Origin of the sequence: Acidocella sp. (genome assembly GCF_036489515.1) — a bacterium.
GTDB lineage: Bacteria > Pseudomonadota > Alphaproteobacteria > Acetobacterales > Acetobacteraceae > Acidocella.
The window spans coordinates 1-5,344 of sequence record NZ_DASXFO010000075.1 but is presented as its reverse complement, the minus strand read 5'-3'; the positions used below and the strand labels follow the sequence as shown (position 1 = coordinate 5,344).

Sequence of the window (5,344 nt, the reverse complement as noted above, 5' to 3'; positions counted from 1 at the left end):
CGTGCACCGGGTTATCGAAAGCGCGGCTCACCTCCATGCTGATCCTGTTCTTTCTCTATCTCGGCCATATCGCGTTGATCCGCGCTTTCGATAACCCGGTGCACGGCCACCGCGCCGCCGCCATTCTGGCGCTGGTCGGCGCCATCAACCTGCCGATCATCGTGTTCTCCGTGCAATGGTGGAACACGCTGCACCAGGGCAACACCATCTCCTTCGGCAGCGGCTCGAAAATCTATATCACCATGCTCTACCCGCTGATCATCTCCACCCTCGGCTTCTATCTCTGCTTTGTGACCTTGGTCTGCGCCCGGGTCTGCGCCGCCATCATGGAACGGCGCACGCGCGGCTTGCTGCTCGCCGCCGCGGAGCGTCAAGCGTGAACGCGGCCCCTTTCATCGACGGCAGCTACGGCGTCGCCGTGCTGTTCCTGGCCGCCATCGGCGCCCTCACCTTCGTCCGCTATCGCCGTGCCGTGCGCCGCCTGCGCGCGGTGGAAACGCGCTGATGCGCGCGCGCAAAAAACGCCGGCTCTACCTCGTCCTCACCTGCGGCATCTGCCTGTGCGCCGCGACCGGTCTGATGCTCGCGGCCTTCTCTTCGACCCTCACTTATTTTCTCAGTCCGCGTCAGGTGCTCGCCAAAGACCCGGCGCCGGGCATGAGCTTCCGCCTCGGCGGCATCGTCCAGGTCGGCACCGTCGCCACCAGCATCGCCCGGGGCTCGGATGCGCCGACCACCTCGTTCCGCGTCACCGATGGCCAGGCCTCGGTGCCGGTGTCCTTCACCGGCGTGCTGCCGGACCTGTTCCGCGAGGGCCAGGGCGTGGTGGCGATCGGCGCCATGACCGCCAACGGCACCTTCTCCGCCGACGAGGTGCTGGCCAAGCACGGGTCCGCCTACATGCCCAAGGACGTGGAAGAGGCACTAAAGAATGCCGGCAGGTGGAACCCCAAATACGGCCCACCCCCGGCCGCCGACACCTGGAACACGATGCCAGTGAAGAACACCAGCTCATGATCCCCGAACTCGGACATTTCGCCCTCGCTCTGGCCGTGGCGCTCGCCTTCGCCCAGGGCGTGATCGGCATTTTCGCGCCGGGCCTGCGCGACCCGCGCGCCATGCGCGCCGCACCGGCTTTGGCCATCAGCCATCTGCTGGCGATCGGCACCTGCTTCCTGTGCCTGATCTATGCCGGCATCGTCTCCGACTTCACGGTCGAGAACGTCGCCGACTTCTCCTCCAGCGCCGTGCCCTTCATCTACCGGATCACCGGAACCTGGGGGAATCATGATGGCTCGATGGTCCTGTGGTGCTTCATCCTCTCGCTCTGCGGCGCCACCGTCGCCGTTTTCGGGCATAACCTGCCCTCCTCGCTGCGCGCCCGTGTGCTCGGCGTGCTGGGCCTGGTCTCCGGCGGGTTCCTGCTCTTCACCCTCACCGTCTCCGACCCGCTGGCCCGGCTCTGGCCGCCACCGCTGCAGGGCGCGGGCATCAACCCGATCCTGCAGGACCCCGGCCTCGCCTTCCACCCGCCGGTGCTCTACGCCGGCTATGTCGGCTTCTCGGTCGCCTTCGCTTTCGCCATCGCCGCACTGATCGAGGGGCGGATCGACGCCGCCTGGGGCCGCTGGGTGCGCCCCTGGGCGCTACTCTCCTGGATCTTTCTCACCGCCGGCATCACGCTCGGCAGTTGGTGGTCCTATTACACGCTGGGCTGGGGCGGGTTCTGGTTCTGGGACCCGGTCGAGAACGCCGCTTTGCTGCCCTGGCTCACCGGCACGGCGCTGCTGCATTGCGCGATCGTGGTGGAGAAGCGCGAAGCGCTGAAGGCCTGGGCGGTGCTGCTCGCCATCGCCACCTTCTCGCTCAGCCTGTCCGGCACCTTCCTGGTCCGCTCGGGCATCCTCAACTCCGTGCACTCCTTCGCCGCGGCGCCGGATCAGGGCCTGTTCATCCTGGTGCTGCTTGGCCTCACCATCGGCGGCTCGCTGCTGCTGTTCGCGGTGCGCGCCCCGGTGCTGGCGGCCACGGGCATGTTCTCACCGCTCAGCCGTGAGAGCGCGCTGGTGCTCAACAACATCTTCCTCTGCGCCATCGCCAGCGTGGTATTCATCGGCACGCTCTATCCGCCGTTCGCCAACCTGCTGTTCGGCATCCAGCTCTCGGTCGGCGCACCGTTCTTCAACCAGACGGTCCTGCCGCTGACAGCCCCCCTGATCATCGCGATGGCCGTCGGCCCGCTGCTGCCCTGGAAGCGCGCGGCTTTGGCCCCGGCGCTCGCCCGCCTGTGGCTCGCCGCCGGCGTGGCGCTGGTGGTGTTTCTGGTGACGACCGCGGAGCGCCATGTGGTCACGGCCCTCGGCCTGGCCGGTGGCATCTGGGTGGTGCTCTCCGCCCTCACCGACCTCGCGGAGCGGCTGCGCCTGTTCCGCGTGCCGCTCAGCGCCTCCCTCGCCCGGCTGATGACCCTGCCGCGCGCCGCGATCGGCGCCACGCTCGGCCATCTCGGCTTCGGCGTCACCGTGCTCGGCATCGCCGGCATGACGCTGGCGACCCAGAAAGTCATCGTCATGCAACCTGGCCAGACCACCGAGCTCGGCGGCTATGCGTGGACCCTGAACGACATCCATAGCGCGCCCGGCCCCGACTATTCGCAGCGCATCGCCGACATCACACTCAGCGCGCATGGACACGCGCTGCTCGTGCTGCACCCATCACGCAGAAATTTCGCCGCCCAGGGGGTGACCACCAACGACGCCGCGATCAACACTAACGGCTTTCAGGACATCTACGCCGTATTCTCCGACGAACCCGCCGGCGGCGGCGCGGAATTACGCCTGAACCGGCACCCGCTGGCGCCGGAAATCTGGTTCGGCGGGCTGATCATGGCGCTGGGCGGCATGATCTCGCTCTCCGACCGACGCCTGCGCGTCGGCGCCCCGGCGCGCGCGAAACAGAAAAAGCCCGAAGAAGTGGTAGCTCTAGGAAGCGAAGAAGAAGGCTTCTTTTTGTGAACAAAAAGAAGTTTTTTGCGCCTTCGGGCCATGGGCGTTGTCGCGGACAAAGCCTCAGGCCCAGCATAACAAAAATTTTTGCGCCGCTTTTTTTAAAAAGCGGCTACTTCCTTTTTTCCGAAAGGCCGGCCTAGAGCGATGTCGCCCATCCGCCGCCGCCTGCTGTTCGGCGTCCCCCTCGCTTTGGCCGTCACCGGCGGCGAAGGTTTCTACATCATCCTGCGCCGGATGCAGCGCAACGATTACGACCCGCACGCGCTGCCCTCGCCGCTGGTCGGCAAACGCCCGCCCGCCTTCTCGCTCCCTGGCCTGAACGGCGGCCCCGGCTTCACCGACACCGATCTGCTAGCGCCGCCTCGGCCGATGCTGGTGAACTGGTTCGCCTCGTGGTGCATTCCCTGCCTGCAGGAGGCGCAGACGCTCGACCAGCTGGCGCAAACCGGCCTGCCGATCTGGGGCATCAACTATGAGGACAAGCCGGACGCGGCCGCGCAGTATCTGGCGCAGAACGGCAATCCCTATGCCCGCATCGCCGCCGATACCTCCGGCCTCACCGCGATCAACTGGGGCGTCTACGGCGTGCCGGAAACCTATTTCATCGACAAGACCGGCATCGTGCGCTGGCGCTATGCCGGGCCACTGACAGACGACATCGTCAACGGCACGCTGCGCCAGCTGCTGCAGCGCTACTCATGAAACGTTTTCTGCTCCTGTTCCTCCTCGCGCTGCTCCCAGCTCTGTCCCAGGCGCAGATGGTCACGCGCGACGGCGTGACGCTGAGCCAAGCGCAAGAAACCCGCTCGGAAGCCATCGGCGACCAGCTGCGCTGCCTGGTCTGCCAGAATGAGAGCATCGAGGGCTCTTCCGCCACCCTGGCCAAACAGCTGCGCGTCATCATCCGCCAGCACGTGGTGGCGGGCGACAGCAGCCAGAGCATCATGCAGTTCATGGTGCAGCGCTACGGCATCTTCGTGCTGCTGAAGCCGCCCTTCATGCCGCTCACCTGGCTGCTCTACTTTGCTCCGCCACTCGCGCTCGCTTTGGGGTTTCTGATCTTCTGGTTGGCGCGGCGCATCCGTGTGCCTCCCCCCACCCCGCTGAGCGACGCCGAGATCAAACGTCTGGATGAATTGCTGCGATGATCTTCCTGTACATGCTGGGCCTCTCCCTGGTCTTGATGACGCCCCTGGCGTTCGCTTATCGCGGGGGCCGCACCCGCGACCGCCGTGGGGCCGCGCTCGCTCTGCACCGCGCGCAGCTCGATGAACTCACCCGCGACCTCGCCGATCAGCGCATCGCAGCACCCGAATACGCCGCCGCCAGGCTGGAGGTGGAGCGCCGCCTGCTCACCGCCGACAGCCTCAAGGAGCGCGCGCTGGACGGCAATGCGCGCTTCCTGCTGATCGTCACAATCATCGCCATCCCGCTGGCGGCCTTCGCGCTCTACCTGCCCGGCAGCACGCCGGACGTGCCCTCCGAGCCGCATGCCCAATGGCTGGCCCAGCAACAGGCGGCGAACGCGCAGCTCGACCGACTCATCGCCCTGCTGCGCGGGCGGCTGGCGGGCGAACCAACGAACACCGTCGATGCCAGCCAGGGCGAGGCCTACCTGGCCGAGGCCCTGGCCGAGCGCGCCGGCACCATCACGCCGGAAGCGCTGGCTTTGTTCAAACAATCCATCGCCAACGCCCCGGCGAACGCAAGCTGGCGTTCGCTCGACGCACAGCGCATCGCCCAGGCGCAGCCTTAGGAAGCGAAGGGAAAGACTTCTTTTTGTGAACAAAAAGAAGCAAAAAAACGTTGTTAATCTGGGCCATGGGCGTTGTCGGCGATAACGCCCATCGCCCAGAGGAGCAAAAATTTTTGCGCCGCTTTTTTTTAAAAGCGGCAGCTTTCTTCTATCCAGTTATCGCGGAATCACTCGGGTTCCGCGAGCCCGCGCCGCGAGCCAGCGCTCCGAGATAGCGACCTCTGAATGGAAGACACGAAGCCACCTTCGAGATGAATGTCGGCATTGAGCATAAAAAGCGCGGCGCCCTCCTGCGCAGCATTCCGCGACGCATCCTGATGACACGCCCTGATGAGTTCATCCTTATTTTCGGATGGGGCCATGAGTTCGAGCCGGACGTCAGCGACGAGAGACAGAGCTTCGATGGCAGGTGCAAGCGCCGCTTCATCGCTCTTGGTCGTGTAATACCAATCCGCCTAAAGACTGACACATGCCCAATCGCGGCTACCGATTGAGTTGATGCGGTCTGGATCGGCGATGAACCAGTTCCATGCGGTTTTGCAGGCTTCCACGATATCGTCGTATGTGTCCCAGACCGTGG

The 5,344-nt window shown here is 65.4% G+C and carries 7 protein-coding genes; all 7 read left to right on the top strand.

The genetic code is table 11. The features are described 5' to 3' along the window. Positions 1-380: cytochrome c biogenesis protein CcsA (gene ccsA, locus VGG47_RS11700; RefSeq protein WP_331538703.1), on the top strand; the 380-nt coding region annotated here is incomplete at its 5' end. Continuing rightward, positions 377-505 carry a heme exporter protein CcmD gene (gene ccmD / locus VGG47_RS11695; RefSeq protein WP_331538701.1) on the top strand — a complete coding sequence of 43 codons (129 nt, stop codon included), beginning with the start codon at positions 377-379 and terminating at the stop codon, positions 503-505. The genes ccsA and ccmD, both read left to right, overlap by 4 nt. Then, positions 505-1,017, top strand: coding sequence for a cytochrome c maturation protein CcmE (ccmE, locus tag VGG47_RS11690; RefSeq protein WP_331538699.1), 513 nt, complete (start codon positions 505-507; stop codon positions 1,015-1,017). Before ccmD ends, ccmE begins: the two co-directional genes overlap by 1 nt. Further along, entirely contained in the window at positions 1,014-3,014 is a 2,001-nt protein-coding gene (locus VGG47_RS11685) for a heme lyase CcmF/NrfE family subunit (protein WP_331538697.1), read from the top strand. Before ccmE ends, VGG47_RS11685 begins: the two co-directional genes overlap by 4 nt. 138 nt (positions 3,015-3,152) lie before the next feature. Then, on the top strand, positions 3,153-3,710 hold the full coding sequence (locus VGG47_RS11680) for a DsbE family thiol:disulfide interchange protein (protein ID WP_331538694.1): 558 nt from the start codon (positions 3,153-3,155) through the stop codon (positions 3,708-3,710). Further along, positions 3,707-4,156 carry a cytochrome c-type biogenesis protein gene (locus VGG47_RS11675; RefSeq protein ID WP_331538692.1) on the top strand — a complete coding sequence of 150 codons (450 nt, stop codon included), beginning with the start codon at positions 3,707-3,709 and terminating at the stop codon, positions 4,154-4,156. Before VGG47_RS11680 ends, VGG47_RS11675 begins: the two co-directional genes overlap by 4 nt. Beyond that, a complete protein-coding gene (gene ccmI / locus VGG47_RS11670) occupies positions 4,153-4,764 on the top strand; it encodes a c-type cytochrome biogenesis protein CcmI (RefSeq protein WP_331538690.1) in 612 nt (203 codons plus the stop codon). The genes VGG47_RS11675 and ccmI overlap by 4 nt, the downstream gene beginning before the upstream one ends. Positions 4,765-5,344 lie beyond the last annotated feature (580 nt).